Genomic DNA, 19,815 nt, shown 5'->3' on the forward strand with positions numbered 1-19,815 from the left:
AACAGCCGAACGGCTGTCACGCAGGCTTTAAATCTACAAATTCACGCCCCGCATTCGAGCGTATATTATTAGGTCATATTTTTGGACATTCTCACCGCGGTGGCCTGAACAACTTTCGAATCTCAGAAAAACGATTCTCTTCAGCATGGGTGTACATCTGTGTCGTATCTGGGTCTGCATGGTTGGCTACCAACTGTCGATATGCGACCTCAACACCTGATTCGGCAAGGAGGGTAATGAACGAGTGACGGAGTGTGTGGGGAGTCACACGCTGCCACTGCCTGGTTTGTATTTCTGATTGGGAGTGGCCACCTTCGTTTATATGAACTTTCGATTCACCTATTACCTCTTGTAAGCCGGCCTGATCGGCTGATTCGCTGATAATCTTGTTGAGGCTTCCATTCGATTCGAGCCTTTGCCCTCGCTGGCTGGGGAACACGTAGGGACTGTCATCTGCGTCTGCATAACCACCTCTGTGGTGTTGGAGCCAGAATCTCAACTCATATGCCAAATCCTCACTCATCGGAACATCGTACGGCTTCGAACCTTTCGGATCAGATACGTGGATTTTCAGACTCTCAAAGTCCAAGTCCTTAATCTTGAGTTCCCGTAGATCGGAATTTCGAAGTCCAGTTTCCACAGCAACCACTGCCATCAGCCGGTTCCGAAATGAGTCGAACGCATCGAACAGTTTTCGTAGTTCTTCACGAGACAGTGCCACTCGTTTGATCGGCTCTGGAGTTCGATAGCGACTCACGTCGATTTCAGCTAACCGTAATGGTTCCAGTGACAACTCGTCGCCGGCCTCAGTTCGTAGCCGAATGTATTTGTATAGCTCACTGATCGTCGTGACCTTTCCCTGGAGTGTCGACTGGCGGTTTCCACGCCTGACGCACTCTTCGACGAACTGCAATACATCTTCGAATGTGGCATCTATGACCGATGTCTCACTATCGTGAAGGAACTGAACGAATCCTCGGAGGTGAGATTCGTACGTGTCCGTCGAACTCGAAGAGAGCTTCAGTCCCGCTGCGTGTTCCAAATATTCTGTCGCATATCCGTCTGGTAGTTGGATACCAGACGCCTCCTCGGCTCTGTTCATCGTTCTGTCTCCCGGTCCTGCGAGCGATTGACCTGACCCGCGAGCGCGAACCGCTGTAGTCCATCTACTGTCTTTACGACCAGACCGCTGTCGACCAAGCGAGCGAGATCAGCTTGGAGACGTGACGGAGCCAATTCAGTCTGTTCAAGTAGATCTTCGATTCGCAATGGTGACGATGCCGTCTTTAGAACCTCAACTATTGCCGGCATATCATCCTCCATCTGCACCCCCCATTCAATCGGTTGGAGGTCTCCATTGCCTTCGCTCTCAGCCGTTTCTACAGGAATCTCGTCGAGATTCGCTCGAATTTCTTGAACAGATTGCTCTACCCCGTTCAACTGTCGCTCGATCTGCTGTAGAGCAAACTGCCCTTCCCCATCTAGGACTTGATGATGACTCTCGATCGCTGCACGCAGGCACAGGCTCACATTCCCCTGATAGTGCCGTGTCGCGATCTCCTGTAGCGTTTGATCGAGCGTCTCTGTTATCGTGAATTTTCGACGTATGAACGTCGGTTCCTTGGTGGTCATGCTATTCCACCAATCTTGTCCTCTCGAAAGAAGCAGGGTTGAGGCTACTTCTGATTACGTTCACAGTGGCACCCCCTCAAGTGAGGCCCCAGGAATCAATCGGTAGAGCGTTTTCCAGACCTCCCAGACGCGCTCTACTGTTCCCGTGCTTACCACCCGCTGTTGAGTATCGTCTGTTATGCGCGGCCGCTGCCACTCCGCTTCATCGATTCCATAGTCCGCAAGAGATTGTCCAAACTGTGACGCTAACTGCGACTCGATCTCGATGTGGGAGAGCCCGCGGAGTGATGGTGTTTCGATCTCGGTTGCAACTAGACACCCTCGAAGGTGCTGTAGTGTCGATTGGTCGGGAGTGATGAGCAGAGTGTCTCGGTATCGGTGAGTCCGTAGCTCGTCAAGAAGACCCTCCAGCAGGTCGCGCTGGGAGAGAGACCGCTTCCCAGAACGACTCAACGCTGTTGTTCTAACCAGTGATTCGGGATTCCCGACCCCGAGCTCCCAGTACTCCATTTCCCATCTGGAATTCGACGAACCTTGCTCGCTATCAGATTTCCTGGAGCCGCCAGCGATCAGGAATAGCCAACTCTCTCGGAGCTCGTCGAGGTGTAGCCAACTATTCCGTGACATGAGCACTCCTTCGGCCAACTTGATTATCCGGCTCAGGCCCGCGAAGCAGGCTGATCGAGTTTGTCTCGAAACACGCCGGGCACCGTGGGGGCTGAGTAACGTCTCCATTCCACTCGACCGAATCCCATGCATACGTCCCGCGACACCGGGTACATTCCCAATCGTAGACGCCGTACTCGTCTGCTAGGTCTCTGTGTTCAAACGCGAGCGAGGGAGTCAGTTCTGCATCTGGGTGTGAGTCAAGATACTCAACGAGCTTCTCGCGTGGGTACCCTGAGTACCTCGTCAGGAGGCCGGTGCTACCGCAGTCCGTAGCGTGTCGTTCCCCCATCCCGCATCGCTCACGATACGAGCAGAAGTCGCATTCCCAGTCATACTCTGGTATGGCAGGGGGGAGCTCGCTAGCGAGTCTGTACTGGGTATGCTTCCTCGCCCATTCCAGAACGATATCTTCCCAGAACACCTCGTCGAACTCAACATGAAAAACCTCTACCTCCAGCGACTGACGACTGCCATACAGGATTGCTCCGTCGGTAAGCTCAATATCGTACTTTTCTGAGAGGCCGAATAGGTATGCGTGCACCTGTGCCCGATGATGTTGACTGGGTGCATCGATGTGATCGATAGACGACTTGGTTTTGACTTCCGTCGGGAGTACTGGCACAGAGTCTTCGTCGACGATTACAGGGTCCGTCGCGCCCTTGATCCGTAGCTCGCCAGCGTCAGTCTCGACTGTGGTGTCGATCCACATCGTGTTCCGGACGTATGTGTTCGGACCCGTGACCGCGCGCTCGAGAAACGGGAAGACGAGGTCCTCCTCGAATCGCGTCCCAAACCAGAAGATTCCATCCGGATCCGACTCCTCTGCTGGTGCGTTATGTTGTCGGTAGAGAGTCTTTCGGTGACACTGGAGGAGTGAGCTTGGACTGTATCGCTCGGGCTTGGGTACCCGGCTTGGACCGTTGAAATACGGAGTGCCGTTCTCGATGTTTCGTCTATACTGGCGCTCCCGGTACCAGTCTTGGAAGCACTCAGCCGAAAGTGAGGTAAGGACATCAGCGGGTGAGGGGTTTTCCGGTCGAGAGGATGGTGAATGTTCAGCTGCCATGATCTTGGTGGATGGCGGTTACAGGGCCATCGATAGCTCTCAGGAGGCGACCACTCCATTTGATCAATCGCCGATTGTGGTCATAGGTCTGTCTCGTCTTCTGCTTCTTCGAGGAGGGCCTGGAACAAGTCTACCGTCGGTGTGTTAGTGTCGAGGAGAAGCGAGGCGATTCGGAAGTTTGGCCCGCGACAGACTGTCTGTCGCTCGGAGTCGTAGATGATGATACCTGCGTCCGACAGGGTCGGTAAATGCGTCTGCGAGAGTGCGTTGTACGCGTTACGGTAGGGCTCGCCAGTAGCCTGTCGCTCTGGGACACCGATTTCGAGACTCGCAATTTTTCGGGCCAGTTCTCGCGTTGTAAGCAATCTCTTATTGGTTTTCTCCAGAACCTGTATGACATACCGGCGGCGGGTTGCACGAAGAGAGTGGTAGAGCCTGGAAAGGAACTCTTCAAAGTCTTGGTCGCCATTCATCGGGTCGTTATTGAACCCACGCTGGAAGTGGATTCTCTGGTGGTGAACTCCGAACCGACTTTTGGGATTTGCGCTTCCTGTGCCGATTCCGGTCGGGGTCCTACTCTGAGGATTAGTACCATGTCTCTTCTATTGCTCAAAGATCGGGATATCGTTAGATGAGTCTAGACAACCATAGTTGCTTAAAGATTGTGTGGGTGACTTAGCGAACCTCCAATCATTGGGGTCAACCCACTAGTGACCATGCGGTTTGACGACGACTGGATGTCACGCGCTGATGACCGGATTTTGGAGCATCTCTCCGAAAGAGGGCCAGACACACCTAAAGAGATGGCTGACAGTGGACGAGTTCGATTTTCACGCCAACATATCAATCAGCGTTGCAAAAAGCTCGTTTCCGCCAGTTTGCTGGTCCACCTTGGAAACGGTGTTTATGATATCACCGAACATGGACAACAATATCTCGAAGGTGAACTAGATGTGAGAGACCTCGAACTTGAACACGAACCGTGATTGGTTGATCGAGAAAGATGGCAATCGGCGTATCAAAATAGCATCTAAGCCTCTACCTTGGTATTAAGAAATGTATATATTTGAGGTTTAGTTCTAGGTAGATGTATCTATTGCGGATATGATTGTATAATGGTGACATAAGATTTTCAATAAAGCAAAAAAGCACTGACTTCTCGCGCTTGTTTCGAGATGCACTCGGCCGGAGATACCGACACAAATTGAGGTTCACTCTGTGGTCTACTAATACTAGGAACTGCCGCGGCCGCACCAAGCGGACCCCTCCCGAAATGGTAAGTTATTCAGCCTGCTATCTCTGGCTGGAACTCGGTTCATGTCACACGCCCCGAGTTCCCTCTTTGATACGCATGAGCCCACCTGGTCCCACGGTCGGCAGCTGCCCACAGTGCGACACCACGATCGACGCCGGCGCGGTCCTCGTTGAGTACGACGTTGACGGTGAGCGTCGGTGCTACGCAGAGTGTTACGAGTGTGAGGAACCGGTTCGACCGCGAGACTCTTGAGGAACAGTTGCTGAGCCGACACCGCCCGCGTAGTCTCGGTGCTATACCCGACACGCACCGGCGCGTCGTCGACGTTCGCTTGGAAGCCGGTCGTGACACGATTCTGGCCGAGAGCGACGACCTGAACAGGCAGGTTTTTGCCTATACACTGACTGGTTGACGACGTGACTGGCATGGTTGGGAGAGTGGAACGAAGTGCCTTCGTCAGCATACTCGCCGTCGTCCTCTTGATCGGGCTCTCTAGCGCCGGGATTTTCGGTGGAACAGTCGCTGCAGTAGAGCGACCGACAACCGACTACACACAGCAAACCACGCCCACACCAACGCCGACAAATAATTCGACGATCCAGCACGAGCGCCCAGACACCGCCGACGAGGACGGGAATGCGTCTGCGGTGAGTCGATGGCTCGAACGGGATATGTTACAACGGCTGGAAGGAAGTACAATCGCGCTCTCTCAGAGCGAATACGAACGCGCACGAGCGGTACTCGGCGACGACTATGACAGTCGTCTCGGCCAGTATGTAGAGGTCGCCGGTGAGACGGACAGACCTACTGACGATGAAGCTACCTCGACATATCGGACTGTTCAGCGCCAACAACGGAATTACACGGACGCACGCGAAGCATACAACGAGACCTATGCTTCGTATCTCAGGGCGCGAAACGCCGGCAACCAGACTGCGACACGAGCCGCTGCTCGACGACTGGAAGCACGCAGTCAACAACTGCGCCGATTGAACTCGTCGTTGAGCCGGTCGTACCAGAGACTGAGTAATCAGACCGGTTTGAATACTACTGCCGCACAGCAACCGATTAGCAACGAAACAGCCGAAGTCCTCGAATTGCAAGACACCGTTCGGGCCGAGACATTCGTCGACACGCAACTCACTGTCGAATCGGATTCATCTGCCATTGCATTTACAGCACCCGCGAATATCTCTGGGCAACTGACGACGGCAAATGGGACGGCAATCGCTAACCGCAGTGTCCGTCTTCAGGTTCACGATCGCATTTATCGGACACAAACGACACAGAATGGCTCGTTCACGCTCACGTACCGTCCCGTAACGCTGCCTGCGAACGCGACGACACTTTCCGTACAGTACCGCCCGGCATCCCAATCACCGTATCTCGGCTCTGGTGACACTCTCTCTGTGAGTGTCCGGCAGGTCAGCCCGACACTGAACGTGAGTGTTGACCCGACTCGAGCTGGATACGGTGATGAGGTAACGGTCACTGTCGTCCCATTGGTCGATGGAAAACGGGTACCAAACCTGCCCATTGAGACGCGATTTGCCGAAACTCGCTCGACAAACCGGACGAGTGATGCTGGTGTTGCAACAGTGACACAGCGGGTCTCACGGACGGTTCAGCCCGGCCAGACTCGCATCCGTATAAATCAGCCCACTGCAGGACTGGCAGTCGGCCCTGCGACAACGACCGAGCAAGTTACTATCGAGGAGACACCGACGAATCTGACTGTCAGCGGGAGCCAGCAAGGTTCGACGCTGGTTATCAGAGGGAATCTGACCACCATCGACGGCCGCCCCCTCGATGAACAACTCATTTTCCTCGCATTTGGACCGGAGACAAACGTATCGACGCGGACGACCCAGAGTGGTGAATATCGAGTCTCTGTACCCGTCAATGATGTCCGCTCAGCCGGAGGAGCAGATTCAAAGGTTCCAGTCGTCGTCTTCTACAACAATCAGGACTCGAATCTAGCACCCACCAGGGCAGAGGCGACGATACCCGTCAGTAACCAGACCGCACAGAGCCAGAATTCTGGTCTCTTGGGCGACGGTAGTGCAGGCCTGCTACAGTTGCTCCTGTCGAACAGCGAGATCGTCGTTGGTGGTGCTGTCCTCATCATCCTCGGTTTAGGGGCGCTAGTCCTCCGGCGTCGTGGGGATGGAGAAGCTGCTCAAGAGTCTACTACAACTGACGAGCCAACCAGCACTACTGCAGCACCCGAACCTGAGATGGCTGACGAGGCTCCAGCGGAGCAACAACCGCACCACGAGTCACAGCGGTGGGTCGACAGAGCGAGGGAGTCAATCACTAACGGCGATACTGAGCAGGCAGTAAAGACAGCATACGCGTCGGTCGTGTCCCAGCTCCAAGACCAGGTGGACGTGTCGGACTCGCCAACGCATCGCGAATTCGTTGCGGCTACCACTGCTGCTGACAGTGATATCGACGGCGCCACACTAGAGACCGTTGCTGGCGCCTACGAACAGGCCGTGTTCACCGGTTCAGTCGATACCGAACTGGCAGAGGATGCCCTCGCAGCAGCTGAAGAGTTGATCGGTCCTACAGAGCATCGGGATCAATCAGACTGAGCTCTTAGTCAGCAGTTGTACGGACGAGGTGCTGTTGCTCTCGAAGAAGCGACGCAAGGTCGTCCGGGGCATCTTCCAGTTCGACAAGCACATCTCCGTAGCGGGCCTGTCCGGTAGTCGTGTACTCGAACGAGTCATGGATTTGCCGAACTTCTGTGACAATCGTCTCGACCGAGTCATGAGCGGTGAGAAGAGCGACAATCGGCGTCATATCGTCGTCCGCAAGATCACGCGGAACATCGTGAATGTCTTTGAACAGGAGTCTACGGGCGCGAAACGCGCGAAGATCTTCTCGGAGCTGGTCTTCTGCCTGTTCGTCAACTTCGCCCACAAGTGCGGGAATCTTTGCGAAGGCATCGATATCGCGGGCGCGATACCGATAGATTTCCTGGCTCGCCTCACGTCGATCGGTCGGCGTTGTCGCGTCGCGCATTTGCCTGAACAGTTTGGTCTCTACTAGCGGAATCTGGAAGAGCGCAGTGAAGTACTCCCGAAGTGCGGTCGTGATTGCCTCACGGTGTGCCGGCGGCGCGTGTTCGGCGACGAGTAGCGATGCAAACGCGGCGTTTGCCGTGAGGGCGACGCGTTGCTCCGTCGGCAGATCTTTCGTATCGATGATGTCGTCAAGAACGTTCACCTCAGCGTCCAGCCCGACCAACACCCTGAGCAGAGCTGAATCGAGCGGATCACGAAGTTCCTTGGCATAGACATTCGCAGCCGGGATTGTCCGAAGAGATTTCCGAGTGGTCTCCCAGTCCTCGGCGACTTCAGTGATATGAGCCGAGACGTCGGCCGTCGTATCGATCGGCAAACTCTCCCGTAGCGATTCCTCGTCGGAAAATACCTCCTCTGCCATCTCTAGGTAGATCGCGCGGAGTTCGTCAGGTTCGACTGGCAATCCAGGTCCCATTAACTATCAGGATACAATCACTCCCTGAACAAGTTTCTTTTGAGACAGTTCACGCCAACCTGGGCTCTGAGTATTCATGCGGTCCCTAACAATACCCTGGCACCGCCAATACTCGCAAGAGCTTGATGAATCCGGAACGAGCTGTCGCTGTTGGTGTGGCGTGTCTCACTGTGGCAGCCATCGGACTTTCAGCCTCGACGCTGGAGGCATCAGTTTCGACAGACCCATCCGAAGCCATCGATATCGATGGAGACGCCATACCGCTGGCGAGTGCCTGGGGAGACCGGTTGGAGGAGGCTGCAGCTGGCGTCGATGACAAGTACGACCATGATGCCGAATCAGCGTCACAGTCCCGTCAGGAAACAAATACCCGGCAACCACCACAGACGAAGCAAGCCGCGAAATCAACAGACGATCAACGCGACGCACACGCCGAGCAGCAAACAACTGAACGACCCGTCGTCGATCGAACCCCGTCCGCCCAGCACGGTGGTGGCCAGCACAGACCGTTACTCCTCGGAACCCTCATTGTTGTGTGTCTGGGAGTCGTCGGTGTTGGGGCGAGATATCGCAGCTCGATCCGCACCAAACTCCCCAGGAATCACACAGTTGAATCTGAGCCCTCCTCTCAGAAGGAGCTCCCGTGGACGCCAGACAACGTCATAGAGGAGGCATGGGCCGAACTGCTCATCGAAGCGGACGTAACTGAGACGGCACACCGAACCCCTCGAGAGTGTGCGCAGGCTGCAATCGACGCTGGATTCGACCCGGCAATGGTCCAGCGAATCCGCCGGGCAGTAGAGGATATCCATTATGGTGACCTCCCACCAGCGGATGAGCGAACCGAGGTCGCCAACCGAGTCCTGCAAGCGCTGGAGAATCAGGATGTCCACTGAACCGGTTTCGTTCGTGAAACGAACTATTCGAGCATCTCTCGTGACGACTGGGATTCTGGCGTTTGGCCTTGCACTGGTACCAGGTGGTCCTTCGCTAGTCCCAGTTCGTCGACTGGTCGCAGTCGCAGGGAACGAGTACTTCGCCGTTGGGCTGGTCGGCGCTCTGGGGCTGCTTATCCTCGTCTGGATGGTGCTCTACCGTCTCCGAAGCGGTGTCTGGCATGCGAGCCTCCCGGACCCGGAGACCCCTCAGCAGGGACCTACACCTGGCGACGAGGTCGACGCCGTCCTCACAATGGGCCGGCTCGGACAGCTGGTGAGTACAGACCTGACACGTGAAGAGCTACGCGAACGACTCCAGCTTGCGTCCTGCAGGGCTGCAGGACAGCGTCCACTTCTCACTGGAACCGGCGAAACCGCGCAACTACCCAATGAACCCCTGGCCACTGAGTCTGCGGTCGCGACATATCTTACTGAAGGATCCACAGCGGTGTCGGCTTCGCGTCGAGTCTGGGGCTGGGTGACTGGAGACCTCTGGGAACTCGAACAGAGCAAAACGGCTGTGCGTGCACTCGTAGACTCTTCGGGCATCGACACCCCGAAGGGGGGAGACGAGTGACGACCTGCAGTCCGACCGGGCGATGGCATGGAATCATCGCAGTTGCGATGGTCGCCGTCGTTGGCGGTGTATTGACCGATCGGCCGGGCGTACTCTTGCTGGGGATTATCGGTACCGGATTCGCAGCGTACCCCTATCTCACTGTTCCACCAACGGTCGACCTCGAAATAGAGCATCAGCTCAGCGACCACGCTCCCGACCCCGGCGAGTCAGTGACGATTACGACACGCGTTACTAATAGGGGGTCCCGGACACTCACTGATTTCAGACTCGTCGATGGCACTCCCGCATTGCTCACTGTTCAATCAGGGAGCCCACAACACGCCGCCGTTCTTCGGCCTGGGAAGACGACCGAGTTCTCGTACGCCGTCGACACAGTACCGGGAGTACACCGGCTTGAGTCAGCGGTCGCAGTAGCACGGGACGTAACTGGGTGCTACGAAGTGGAAACAACGCTTCCCGATCCCGTGGAGATCGACTGTACTGGCTCTGATTTCGACTATTCGGCGCTGCAGGCGACTGGCCATGGTGGGGAGGTTGCCAGCGATAGAGCCGGGACGGGCATCGAGTTCCGGACCGTCCGGGAGTACCACGATGGGGACCCGCTCCGCCGAATCGACTCCCGGCGATGGGCACGGACCGGCGAATTGAGTACTATCGAATTCGAGAGCGAAGGTCGACTGTCCCTGTTCGTGATCCTGGATGCGCGGCCATGCGCGCACCGTTCTCGCTCCGACCAGGATGCGACGGCGGTAGCTCATTCTGTCACAGCACTCAGAGGTATTCTGCGGACCGTAGAGCCACGCACTGTCGTCGGGCTGGCCGTCCTTGGCCCGAGCTTCGAGATGGAACAACCGGGAAGTGGTCAGGCCCACCGCGAGCGGATACAGCAGAAACTTGCAGCGGCCCCAGCGGTGTCTCTCCGAGCGAGTGATTCTGTCGACTATGATCTCGAACAGCAGACAGCCAGGATTCGGCACCGTCTCCACTCTGATACGAACGTTCTCGTCTGCTCGCCGCTCACAGACGAGTCCATTCTCGACGCAGTGTCATCACTCGCAGCAGCCAGTGCCACGCTCACAGTGCTCAGTCCTAATGTGACCGCCACAGACACACTGGGACACCAGCTCGCCAGCGTAGAACGGTACCAGCGCATGCGGTGCCTTTCTGATGCGGGTGTCTCTGTCGTTGACTGGGATCCAACGACACCGGTCGAGACATCTGTCAGCCCGGCTCGGACGGAGCCAGGGTCACAATGACGGATCAGATTGCCCACCGACCGACGCCACTCGCCAGCGGAATCACGGTGCTGTTCGCAGCGCTGGCAGTTGGAAGCCTCACCCAGACCCCCTCACAGCAGCACCTGGTGGTCGGAACCGTTGCAGCGATTGGGCTGCTGCTAAGTGGGCCCCACATTGGTCGGTACAGCACGATCATCTATCAAGTGCTTCTGCAGTGCGCTGGGATCGGGATACTGCTACTGGTCGCCGCCTCAGGGATCGTAAGCCTCGAACTGTTCATAGAGCGGCCGGAACTGTTCTTTGGTATCTGTGGGGTTCTCTTGTTCGGCGCTGGCCTGTACCCGGTTCGGAGGCGGGGTGCCCGTGTGAGTGTCGCGGCTGGACTCGCTGCGTTGCTTCTCGGCATTCTCTTCGCTGGGGTGTTCCAGACCTCCTCGATCCCGATACTGCTGGGTGCGACGCTGAGCGCTGTTCTCGCGTGGGACAATGCAAACCACGGGATTACGCTGGGTGAGCAATTGCGGACGGATGCACGAACGTATCCAGTCGAACTCGTCCACGCCAGTGTCGGACTCGGATACGGTGGTGTCCTCGTCGGGATCGGGCTGTTTATCGCCGACTACGAGATCACGTTCCCACTGCCGGCGCTGGTCTTGCTTCTGGTGGCGAGTCTCGTACTCATGATCGCGTTGTATCGCCGATAGTCGGGACCGGGGTTTCGTCGATCATGTCGGCCACGACGTCTCGCCCGTCGACACTGTCGAACTGGAGATCGTTCGAGAGGACAATTCGGTGGCCGAGGACTGCAGGCGCAATGTCTTTGACGTGATCCGGGGTGACGTAGGGCCGGTTACGGATGACTGCGAGTGCTCTCGCTGTCTCGAACAATCGCTGTGTGGCTCGTGGCGAAGCACCGAGTTCGACGCGGCTGTCCGCTCGCGTCTCTCGCGCTAACTCGACGAGATATTTCCGGACTGACCTCGCTACGTGGACGTCGTCCGTGGCTGCCCGAAGGGTTTCCGGCGAGGTTGTACTGACAGTATCGACCGTCGGCGTGCGTTCTGACCGCGTTGCCCGGCGGTCGATGATCTCGAGTTCGCCCGCTGCATCGGGGTACCCGAGCGCCGTCTTGATGACGAATCGATCGAGCTGTGCTTCCGGCAAGGGGAACGTGCCGTCCTGCTCGACCGGATTCTGTGTAGCGATGACGAAGAGCGGTTCGGGCAACGTGTGTGTCTGGCCGTCGATCGTTACCTGCTGCTCTGCCATTGCCTCGAGCAGTGCTGCTTGTGCTTTCGGTGATGCGCGGTTGATCTCGTCCGCAAGAATCACGTTCCCGAATAGTGGTCCTGGTCGAAATTCGAACTCTCGTGACTTCTCGTTGAAGACGTAGCTTCCAGTCACATCAGCCGGAAGCAGGTCGGGGGTAAACTGGATACGCGAGAACGTGAGTCCGAGGGCATTGGCAAGCGTCCGTGCGGTCAGTGTTTTGCCGGTACCGGGCACGTCTTCGATGAGAACGTGCCCCCTGGCGAGAAACCCAGTTAGGATTGTCTCAAGCCGGTCCTTGTCAATGACCACCGCGTCAGTCACCTGATCCATTATCGCCTCACATTTCTCAGCGGCGGTTTCGATTGTCCCCGTCTGTTCCATGCAATCTTTTTTAGCTGCTATCGAGATTGTTATCTACAGTATACTGTGGATTGGGAGGGGTAGCTGAGGAGGATCCTAGGTACCGGACAAGCCAGAAGCGATATATTCGTCTTCTGGATGAATGCTAGTATTATGCCCCAATCTAATTCACCTCGGAACAAGGTCCAGACGGCCATCGAGAAATACGAGTTGGAAACGCTCGGTGACGAACTCGAACGGCGATGGAAAGGTGAGGGATTCGAAGGACATAGCACTCGCGAGTTAGCAGAATATTTCAACCGAACACTCCTCCGTGAGGCAATCGCTGCATCGGGCTCGATCGCACTGGACGGGGAGATAGAGTCGATATACGAACTGATGACTGATGACGATACGCGACCTGGTGAGACAGTCCAAGCAGAAAACCGCCTTGCAGAATACGATGTGGACGCTGAAGAGATCCAAGCGGATTTCGTCTCACATCAGACGATGTATCGGTACCTCAAACAGATACGCGAGATAGATACCTCGAAAGACCAGAAGTCCACGGAGGAACTCATCAATGCAACCAGACAATCGATCCAGCGGTTGAGCAGCAGAACCCAATCGGTGGTCAAGAATAATCTGAGTAAGTTGAACAATCGCGACGAATTCGCGCTCGGTGAATTTGACGTCTTCGTCAACATCCAGGTATCCTGCAATGACTGTGGCACAACCAGAGAGATCACAGAACTCCTCGATCAGCGGGGGTGTGAGTGCCGAGAGAATACGTGACTGCTCGCCGACAAAGTCAAATGTCCGTAATTCGGTGGTACGAAGCGTCGAGTTCGGCAGCGTCTTCTTCCAGTAGTGCGACCGCGATAATGTCTGCATGGGTCTGTAAGTAGTCGATCAACAGTCCGATACGCCTGCTATCGATTGCCTCCAGTGAGTCGAGTATCATGAACGGGACCTTCTCGTAGACCTCGAACACGAGATACCCCGCGAGCGTGAATATCAGGCCTGTCACCTCGCGCTCGCTTTCACTCAAATGGTCAATCGTATCCTCGTATGTTCCTCCATCTTCCGCTTCTCTGATGACATGCAAATCGAAGCGTGTCTTATCGACCTTTCGACGGCCCTCACGGACTGTCACCTCGCGACGTTCGATCCAGATTCGTTCGATGTTATCGTATTCGAGCACCTCCAGTACAGTGTTCATACTCTCGTTGAATCGATCGACGATCTGGGTCTCGATACGGTCGACACGGCCTCTGAGATCCTTTATTTGTACAGTGAGATCGTCGATGTCGTCCTCTAGGGAGTCCATTTTGGCGACTTCCTGTTCGACCAATTCGATTTCTTCCGAGACCGATTCGTGTTCGCTTTTCGCCTCGCGGAGGTCTATCTCGATATTCTGTACCTCCTGGCGCAGATCGAGGAGTTCGTCCTCGTGTTGCTCCCGGAGCGATTCAATTTCGTCTTCCAGACGCTCCTGTTGCTCACTGAGGTCCGTTTTCTTCTCACGGAGCGTCTCTATCGTTCCTTCTGTCCGTTCGAGTTGTGACTCAATTTCGGAGAGTGACTCTTTAAGATCGCTCCGTCGTTGCTGGGCTTCCTCCAATTCCTGCTTGCGCTCTTTGTACTGGTCGATCTGGTCACGAAGGTGTTCACGCTCCCCATAGATATCTTCGTGTACAGCCTGCAACCGCTCAACAGTGTCTGCTATTTGTGTTCGACTAGTAGTCGTCCCACAAGTCCAGCACACGATTTCGTCGGTCTCGATTAGTTGGTCTGTGGGGTCCTCGTCATCCGTATCTGAAGCTTGGGCTGTCGACAGCACAGAAAGCGGGTCGTCCTCCTCCAATTCGTCACCCAGCATATCCTTATTGAACTGAATGACGTTCTGCAGCTCACTCATCATCGTCTCTTTCCGGGCAAGGTCGTCATGGAGGCGGTCTAACTCAGATTTAATGTTAACAAGTTCATCTGAATCGACCGAAGAGATATCTTCGAGTTCGCTTCTTGCAGCTTCGAGATCATCTTCTAGTTGGCTGATCGTCTGTTCCTTCGATGCGATACGAGACTGGACAGATTCCAGTTCGGACTCCGTCTCACGTAACTCAGTAATCCGGTCCTCCAGTTCTTTGTTTTCTCTTTCGGTCTCTGAGACCCTGGAATCAGCGCTCTCCAGTTCAGATTGTTTTGTTTCGAGTTGGTCTGAAAGGCTCGAAATTTCGTCGTTGAGTTCGTTTCGCCGTTGTTTTAATTGCGGCAACTTCTCTTGTAGCGTCGAGATGCGGTCTAGCTCGTCCTCTTTGGTTGCACGCGTTTCCCGGAGCCGATTAATTTCTGCTTCGATTTCATCGGTATCGACGGGTTCCATAACAACTTCCCACAGGTCGTCCCCTTGTCTGATCGCTTGCCGTCCTCGATTATCTTCAAAGAAAAACGCGAAAAGTTCGGCCAATTCTATATCCTCGTCATCGACCGGTACCTCGCCTTCGAACACGTTGGTACCGTCTGCATCGTAGATAGTTCGCTCGTACCGCTCACCATTCAAATCGAGTTCGACCGTGGCTTCGGACTGATCGCCTTTGATTGCCACCTGGCGGCTGCCCTGGGCAGCTGCCAACGCTCGCAGAAACGATGTACGATTTGTCGCGTTCGGGCCGGAGAGGATGTTAACACCAGGAGCAAGTTTTGTCTGGCTCTGGGAGATCCCGCCAATATTCTCTATTGAGATAGATATCTCCTCCCCTGCTACTTTCTGTTCCATAGCGGCCGTAGAACCCCCGTATTAATAATTTTTTATTCGGTAAGAATTGACTTCTGATAGGACTGCTTCCGTCATTGTCAGGATTGATCTTCAAACCCGTGGCTGGCAAGTATCGCTGATAGGACATCCGCTTCATCCTTGAAGTTATTTCCGGCCTGATGACCCTGTGCCTCAAGGTAGTCTCGAACTTGGCGAATAGCCATCAGCATATCATTCTTTTCCAGCTTCTCGCTGGACCGTACAGATTCTGACTGGCGGTTGTTTTCGATACACCAGTTTCTCAAAACCCGATAGTACCGAACCAGCACAAGTTTACTCCGGATGGCCGTGGAATCAAACGAGTCTGCCTGCAATGATTCAAATTCTACAGTTTCGGACCACTCTTGCCTGTTTCTGTGTCTATCTTGCCATGTCATCTCGATATCGAACATTCGGTCATCTGTCTGGAAAAGCAAACTCGATAAAGACTGCACTGTAGGCCCATCCGGAAACACTGTCTGGCGATAGAAGTCACCTTCTCCTGGGATTGGGTCACTCTCTACTTCGGGTATTGCCAGGTTCCCCTTCGAGGTGCTTTGGATCGTGAGATCGTACGCAACAGGGAATAGGAGAGAATCGATATTCCGTTCAAACAGACGTTTCAGTCCGGCATACGTATCTGTATAGGCGGCATTGAAACCATGCACAGAACACACTTTTCTAGCCAAATTCCCTTTCGGATGGTAGAGCCCGACAAAGCTTGTGCCTATTCCTGACTCCCAAGCTGACTGGCATTGGTGAGCGAATTCTGGATTTTTCTTTTCACGTATTCCTGGTAGAGAGTCGGTCAAAAGTAGGATTCTATTTTCTAATTTGGGTTTATATCTGTCTGTATGGTTTTGAAGAAGATCTTTTGCACACCTATATCCAGTCAATATGTTTGTATTTCCGACTGGCGACGTAGATTCCATCTTCTCCTGTATCAGTTCGTGTGTGTTTTCTTCAACCGGACGAACTGGTCGTGCAATGTGGGCGCTTGTATTGAACAAAACGATACCCACTTTATCATCTGGACTGAGCCGTTGTATGAACGAGGAAATAACATCTGCCACAGCCGCAAGTTTCTGGCCTTGATCGGCCTCCTCGATCCGGCTTCGTTGATTTATACTGGACCCCATTGACCCAGAGATGTCGATTGCGAATACGATATTAAGCGTAGGCCGGTCGCGTGCCCAGTCAAACGAACGCGCATTGAAATTCACATTGTAGTACCATTCTGTCTCGTTCGAAATCGGATTCCGGGGGGCAGCTCTATCAACCGTGGGAGCAAGCGAATCGATCTGGGTCGGATCTCGAACGGTTGTCGGAAATTCGTGTTTAGATAGAATCGACGATAGATCTATTTCATCGGGATCTGGTACTTCTCCTTCGACGATCTGCGACCGCAATGAAAAATTCGAGGAACGTAATGTCGAGGATTCAGGGGTCGAGTTTGGGGCACCTTCTAACCCCTCAGTAATACGATCAACAAGCGTTTCATTGGTTGTATTGGTCTCGCTCTCGGCTGTAATATTGTCACGTCCGCATTCCTTGCATTCCCAGTGAATTGGGCTTGCAGTAGTGCTGTCTACTTTCGGAATCCAGTTCGCTTCTAATTGGTCTACCGTCACCGTGTCCATAGCAACGAGGATGTTCTCTTTGTCGACCTCCTGGACGAGGTTCACCGCGTCTGTAAGAGCGGGATCCGAGGGAGACACCGGGCCGCCGCAGTCCGGACACGACTGCGGCCCTTGTTTTCTGTCTGAAAAATAGAGTAAATCGGTGAATCGATACCAGCGATCAGCTTCGAATGACAGTCGTTTGGCTGCCTCCCGCGACGTGAAATATACAGTAAATCCACAATTCTGTGCATCAGTAACCTTGAGTTCGGGAAATGGCGAACTCAGATCAATCTGTGAGATAACTCGCACTGGAACCGAGCCGAGCCGTGCCTGCGTGAAGTCATTGATAGATCTCATTTTGTAGTCCCCCCCAAGAGACAATTCCGTCCGTATCACGGTACGTGGTACGACTCAGGTTTATACCTTCTCAATATCTTGATATTCCCTGAGTCCTCCGTCAATCAGATACGGTGTCCACCAAAGCGACACACTCATTCATTTCGGGCTGAAATGAACCACCCATACCTGTATCATATCGTTCCTTCAATCTATGAGTACGCAGAGACAGACCGATAGCACGCAAGGGGAGGCGACCGAACAGTCGCCTGCAGAACTGCGAACCCAACTCGAACTCCTCGCAGAGGAGAACCGAAAGCTCAGGGACTCGTATACGCGAGCCAAACAGACACAGTACCGCAGAACTGCGCTTGGCCTGGGGGTGGTTGGCGCCCTGGCCGTTGCTGGTGCATTTCTCATTCCGGCATTCGGGACTGTCCTGTTCTGTCTGGGTGGCATCGGTCTTTTCGGAGGGATTGTGACGTTCTATATCACGCCAGAGAGTTTCGTGTCTGCCGACGTCGGCCGCGATGTCTATGCTACGCTCTCGGAAAACGAAGCGGCATTGATTGGTGAACTGGGGCTCGCAGGAGAACACAAATACGTCCCGACGCAGGATGGGGAGCGTGTTCGCCTATTCGTCCCACAGTCCGATACGGACAACGTCCCGTCATCCGAGCAACTGGAACGGACGGTCATCGCATCTGGTGATGAGGGGCCGCTGGGTTTGGCCGTCGACCCCAGTGGCCGCCGGTTGTATCATTCTGTGGAAGAGGCGCTTGGAGAGACAGTTGCCGCGTCCCCAGTGGCGATCGCCGAGCAATTCGGGGACGCCATCGTAGAACAACTTGAACTGGCCCGTGCGATGTCCGTAGAGGGGGGAGTCGAGTCGAATCAGCTCACGGTCGCCGTCACCGACTCTGTCTACGGCCCGCTCGATCAATTCGACCACCCGATCGCCTCGCTACTTGCCATCGCTCTGGCCCGTGGACTCGGGACGCCTGTCTCGATTGAGATCACGTCAGATACTGACGACCGTGCGGACTATCTCCTCACCTACCGCTGGGAGCCACACGAAACTGACGATAGGTGAGCAGCTATCGACACCCAACCGACTTCTCTCATACTTACGGTCGTCGGGTGGGCTCTTCCCCAGTCCTGCCTTGGCGGTACGCCACGAGTCTGTCAGTGACACGCTGGACCCGCTCGTCATCCCACTCCGGATGGCGCTTGCTGACTGTCGCAGCGATATCCTCTGCTGAGAGCGTCGGCGTGTCTGCCGAAACCGCCTGCCACTCTCGGACCCGCTCGACAATGTTGAGTGGGATGGATACCCCGACAATGACCAGCACTGTCGTCACCCCAATCGCGAACGCTACCATCGCTGAATCTTGGAGGAACAACTGGAGGACAACGAGTGGCGGTGGTGACGCGCTATGAGAGACGTCCAGAAGGACGTCCGTATGCGGTTCGATAATCGCCTGGAGGAACGCACCGTTGTCGCCGCGCTCTACCATCGCATTGAGGAAGATACTTGGGTCGCTGACGGCCAAGACTGTCCCCGCGCCGACAGACTCGACCGTCACGATCGAGCGAGCGCGCAGCGTTTCGCTCGCGTCAAGGTTCCCGTTGCGATTCGAATCGACGTAGCTGAACTCCGATGACGAGACGAGCGTCGTCGCCGTGCCCGGTCTGACGATACTCGGATGGTTCAACTCGAGTTCGTCAACACCCTCGGTATACGTATGATTGCGGACGGTAACCGCGCGCGGGAATGCCGGACTCGGTCCGGCCCGCTGTTCGTCACGCAGTGGCCGGCCATCGATACGCGCGTCCGCGCCAACGGCAGATAATAACTCGTTGCTGTGATTCCCATAGTCATCAGCCACGAGCAATGTTCCACCACTCCTCACGAAGGACTCGATGCTAGCGGTCGATGTCTCAGTATACGGTTCCGTCGGCGAAAGCACGATCGCAATTGTCTGATTTGCTTCCTCGGGAGTGTATGCACTACTGTTTTGCGCGATTGTTGTGCGGGCACCGGATGCCTCCGCTGCAGACCGAATCTCGGAGACTCCATCCCAGGCAGGGTTGTATGGTCCAAGGGTTGCGGAGGAGGTTCCCGCGGCTATCAATGCTGTAGCTCCGAGCGTAACCACGAGTCCGGCAAGCAGAAGCTGTGGATATGAAATATCTGGCCGGTTCATGAGAACACTCCTGGAAGCAGATTCACCAGGATCCGTCGAATGACGATGTACGCGAGTACGAGCAAGCCAAGACCGATCAGCCATTTGAGTCGATGCCGCCACGCTGGACTTACCGCGCTTGGGGAGGTCAACTCGGTAACGATCAGAAAGCCGATGAGCGTGATGACGAAGAACAGCTCGAACGAGAGCGAGCCGACCAAGGCCAGGACGAGTAATGAGCCTAGTTGCCAGGCAAGATTTCCGATCACGAACTGCTGTCGCCGTTGCGTCGGCATTGATTCGAGGGTTGTTGTGAAGTGGTTTGTAGCTGTCGGCTCGATCAGAATGCTCTTGCCGCCTACAAGGAAGGATACTGTC

At 55.0% G+C, this 19,815-nt stretch carries 20 protein-coding genes; 10 read left to right on the forward strand and 10 right to left on the reverse strand.

The features are described from left to right. Positions 1–91: 91 nt before the first annotated feature. From Hhyl2_RS14660 to Hhyl2_RS14675, 4 genes are all read right to left on the reverse strand, one after another. Positions 92–1,102 (reverse strand): tyrosine-type recombinase/integrase, encoded by a 1,011-nt coding sequence (locus tag Hhyl2_RS14660; protein WP_483551513.1) that lies wholly within the window; start codon positions 1,100–1,102, stop codon positions 92–94. After that, positions 1,099–1,632: a hypothetical protein gene (locus Hhyl2_RS14665; protein ID WP_483551514.1), complete on the reverse strand. Its 534-nt coding sequence runs from the start codon at positions 1,630–1,632 to the stop codon at positions 1,099–1,101. The genes Hhyl2_RS14660 and Hhyl2_RS14665 overlap by 4 nt, the downstream gene beginning before the upstream one ends. 613 nt (positions 1,633–2,245) lie before the next feature. Then, complete coding sequence (locus Hhyl2_RS14670; RefSeq protein ID WP_483551515.1) at positions 2,246–3,367, reverse strand: CRISPR-associated protein Cas4; 1,122 nt, start codon at positions 3,365–3,367, stop codon at positions 2,246–2,248. Between the two features lie 80 nt (positions 3,368–3,447). Next, a complete protein-coding gene (locus tag Hhyl2_RS14675; RefSeq protein WP_483551516.1) occupies positions 3,448–3,840 on the reverse strand; it encodes a DUF7344 domain-containing protein in 393 nt (130 codons plus the stop codon). 243 nt (positions 3,841–4,083) lie between these two features. Between Hhyl2_RS14675 and Hhyl2_RS14680 the strand changes: the two genes are divergently transcribed. The 4 genes from Hhyl2_RS14680 to Hhyl2_RS14695 all read left to right on the forward strand — a co-directional run bounded on the left by Hhyl2_RS14680 (position 4,084) and on the right by Hhyl2_RS14695 (position 7,219). Next, the gene (locus Hhyl2_RS14680) at positions 4,084–4,353 is read left to right on the forward strand and encodes a MarR family transcriptional regulator (protein ID WP_483551517.1); all 270 of its coding nucleotides are present in this window, start codon (positions 4,084–4,086) and stop codon (positions 4,351–4,353) included. A gap of 365 nt (positions 4,354–4,718) precedes the next feature. Next, positions 4,719–4,874, forward strand: a complete 156-nt coding sequence (locus tag Hhyl2_RS14685) for a DUF7837 family putative zinc-binding protein (protein WP_483551518.1) — start codon at positions 4,719–4,721, stop codon at positions 4,872–4,874. Next, entirely contained in the window at positions 4,810–5,034 is a 225-nt protein-coding gene (locus Hhyl2_RS14690; RefSeq protein ID WP_483552047.1) for a hypothetical protein, read from the forward strand. The genes Hhyl2_RS14685 and Hhyl2_RS14690 overlap by 65 nt, the downstream gene beginning before the upstream one ends. A gap of 4 nt (positions 5,035–5,038) precedes the next feature. Beyond that, positions 5,039–7,219 (forward strand): hypothetical protein, encoded by a 2,181-nt coding sequence (locus tag Hhyl2_RS14695; RefSeq protein WP_483551519.1) that lies wholly within the window; start codon positions 5,039–5,041, stop codon positions 7,217–7,219. Between the two features lie 4 nt (positions 7,220–7,223). Here the strand turns inward: Hhyl2_RS14695 and Hhyl2_RS14700 are convergent, their stop codons facing one another. After that, the gene (locus Hhyl2_RS14700; RefSeq protein WP_483551520.1) at positions 7,224–8,075 is read right to left on the reverse strand and encodes a hypothetical protein; all 852 of its coding nucleotides are present in this window, start codon (positions 8,073–8,075) and stop codon (positions 7,224–7,226) included. Positions 8,076–8,254: 179 nt separating this feature from the next. Between Hhyl2_RS14700 and Hhyl2_RS14705 the strand changes: the two genes are divergently transcribed. Genes Hhyl2_RS14705 through Hhyl2_RS14720 form a run of 4 tightly spaced genes read left to right on the forward strand, consistent with a single transcriptional unit; the run spans position 8,255 to position 11,589 of the window. Then, positions 8,255–9,025, forward strand: a complete 771-nt coding sequence (locus Hhyl2_RS14705) for a DUF4129 domain-containing protein (protein ID WP_483551521.1) — start codon at positions 8,255–8,257, stop codon at positions 9,023–9,025. Further along, a complete protein-coding gene (locus Hhyl2_RS14710; RefSeq protein WP_483551522.1) occupies positions 9,015–9,644 on the forward strand; it encodes a DUF7269 family protein in 630 nt (209 codons plus the stop codon). The genes Hhyl2_RS14705 and Hhyl2_RS14710 overlap by 11 nt, the downstream gene beginning before the upstream one ends. 47 nt (positions 9,645–9,691) lie before the next feature. Then, positions 9,692–10,903, forward strand: a complete 1,212-nt coding sequence (locus Hhyl2_RS14715; protein WP_483551523.1) for a DUF58 domain-containing protein — start codon at positions 9,692–9,694, stop codon at positions 10,901–10,903. A 47-nt stretch (positions 10,904–10,950) separates the two neighbouring features. Next, on the forward strand, positions 10,951–11,589 hold the full coding sequence (locus tag Hhyl2_RS14720; RefSeq protein ID WP_483551524.1) for a DUF7519 family protein: 639 nt from the start codon (positions 10,951–10,953) through the stop codon (positions 11,587–11,589). On the opposite strand, the gene Hhyl2_RS14725 is transcribed toward Hhyl2_RS14720, so the two are convergent. Beyond that, entirely contained in the window at positions 11,564–12,487 is a 924-nt protein-coding gene (locus Hhyl2_RS14725) for an AAA family ATPase (protein ID WP_483551525.1), read from the reverse strand. The genes Hhyl2_RS14720 and Hhyl2_RS14725 overlap by 26 nt on opposite strands. Positions 12,488–12,670: 183 nt before the next feature. Here Hhyl2_RS14725 and rdfA point away from each other — a divergent pair, with 183 nt between their 5' ends. After that, entirely contained in the window at positions 12,671–13,291 is a 621-nt protein-coding gene (gene rdfA / locus Hhyl2_RS14730) for a rod-determining factor RdfA (RefSeq protein ID WP_483551526.1), read from the forward strand. Between the two features lie 16 nt (positions 13,292–13,307). Here the strand turns inward: rdfA and Hhyl2_RS14735 are convergent, their stop codons facing one another. Then, positions 13,308–15,275, reverse strand: coding sequence for an archaea-specific SMC-related protein (locus Hhyl2_RS14735; protein ID WP_483551527.1), 1,968 nt, complete (start codon positions 15,273–15,275; stop codon positions 13,308–13,310). Between the two features lie 77 nt (positions 15,276–15,352). Further along, a complete protein-coding gene (locus Hhyl2_RS14740) occupies positions 15,353–17,272 on the reverse strand; it encodes a VWA domain-containing protein (protein WP_483551528.1) in 1,920 nt (639 codons plus the stop codon). A 193-nt stretch (positions 17,273–17,465) separates the two neighbouring features. On the opposite strand from Hhyl2_RS14740, the gene Hhyl2_RS14745 reads away from it, so the two are divergent. After that, on the forward strand, positions 17,466–18,344 hold the full coding sequence (locus tag Hhyl2_RS14745) for a DUF7982 domain-containing protein (protein ID WP_483551529.1): 879 nt from the start codon (positions 17,466–17,468) through the stop codon (positions 18,342–18,344). A 34-nt stretch (positions 18,345–18,378) separates the two neighbouring features. Here Hhyl2_RS14745 and Hhyl2_RS14750 read toward each other — a convergent pair whose 3' ends face one another. Together Hhyl2_RS14750 and Hhyl2_RS14755 are read right to left on the reverse strand one after the other, a co-directional pair. Continuing rightward, entirely contained in the window at positions 18,379–19,458 is a 1,080-nt protein-coding gene (locus Hhyl2_RS14750; RefSeq protein ID WP_483551530.1) for a DUF4350 domain-containing protein, read from the reverse strand. Next, positions 19,455–19,733: a DUF8044 family membrane protein gene (locus tag Hhyl2_RS14755; protein WP_483551531.1), complete on the reverse strand. Its 279-nt coding sequence runs from the start codon at positions 19,731–19,733 to the stop codon at positions 19,455–19,457. The genes Hhyl2_RS14750 and Hhyl2_RS14755 overlap by 4 nt, the downstream gene beginning before the upstream one ends. Positions 19,734–19,815: the final 82 nt, after the last annotated feature.

Source organism: Haloarcula sp. H-hyl2 (assembly GCF_056934385.1).

Excerpts from the sequence above, each read along its gene's own strand:
- Hhyl2_RS14660 (WP_483551513.1), bottom strand. The coding sequence starts at position 1,102 with ATGAACAGAGCCGAGGAGGCGTCTGGTATCCAACTACCAGACGGATAT.
- Hhyl2_RS14665 (WP_483551514.1), bottom strand. The coding sequence starts at position 1,632 with ATGACCACCAAGGAACCGACGTTCATACGTCGAAAATTCACGATAACA.
- Hhyl2_RS14670 (WP_483551515.1), bottom strand. The coding sequence starts at position 3,367 with ATGGCAGCTGAACATTCACCATCCTCTCGACCGGAAAACCCCTCACCC.
- Hhyl2_RS14675 (WP_483551516.1), bottom strand. The coding sequence starts at position 3,840 with ATGAATGGCGACCAAGACTTTGAAGAGTTCCTTTCCAGGCTCTACCAC.
- Hhyl2_RS14680 (WP_483551517.1), top strand. The coding sequence starts at position 4,084 with ATGCGGTTTGACGACGACTGGATGTCACGCGCTGATGACCGGATTTTG.
- Hhyl2_RS14685 (WP_483551518.1), top strand. The coding sequence starts at position 4,719 with ATGAGCCCACCTGGTCCCACGGTCGGCAGCTGCCCACAGTGCGACACC.
- Hhyl2_RS14700 (WP_483551520.1), bottom strand. The coding sequence starts at position 8,075 with ATGGCAGAGGAGGTATTTTCCGACGAGGAATCGCTACGGGAGAGTTTG.
- Hhyl2_RS14705 (WP_483551521.1), top strand. The coding sequence starts at position 8,255 with ATGAATCCGGAACGAGCTGTCGCTGTTGGTGTGGCGTGTCTCACTGTG.
- Hhyl2_RS14710 (WP_483551522.1), top strand. The coding sequence starts at position 9,015 with ATGTCCACTGAACCGGTTTCGTTCGTGAAACGAACTATTCGAGCATCT.
- Hhyl2_RS14715 (WP_483551523.1), top strand. The coding sequence starts at position 9,692 with ATGGTCGCCGTCGTTGGCGGTGTATTGACCGATCGGCCGGGCGTACTC.
- Hhyl2_RS14725 (WP_483551525.1), bottom strand. The coding sequence starts at position 12,487 with ATGGATCAGGTGACTGACGCGGTGGTCATTGACAAGGACCGGCTTGAG.
- rdfA (WP_483551526.1), top strand. The coding sequence starts at position 12,671 with ATGCCCCAATCTAATTCACCTCGGAACAAGGTCCAGACGGCCATCGAG.
- Hhyl2_RS14735 (WP_483551527.1), bottom strand. The coding sequence starts at position 15,275 with ATGGAACAGAAAGTAGCAGGGGAGGAGATATCTATCTCAATAGAGAAT.
- Hhyl2_RS14740 (WP_483551528.1), bottom strand. The coding sequence starts at position 17,272 with ATGAGATCTATCAATGACTTCACGCAGGCACGGCTCGGCTCGGTTCCA.
- Hhyl2_RS14745 (WP_483551529.1), top strand. The coding sequence starts at position 17,466 with ATGAGTACGCAGAGACAGACCGATAGCACGCAAGGGGAGGCGACCGAA.
- Hhyl2_RS14750 (WP_483551530.1), bottom strand. The coding sequence starts at position 19,458 with ATGAACCGGCCAGATATTTCATATCCACAGCTTCTGCTTGCCGGACTC.
- Hhyl2_RS14755 (WP_483551531.1), bottom strand. The coding sequence starts at position 19,733 with ATGCCGACGCAACGGCGACAGCAGTTCGTGATCGGAAATCTTGCCTGG.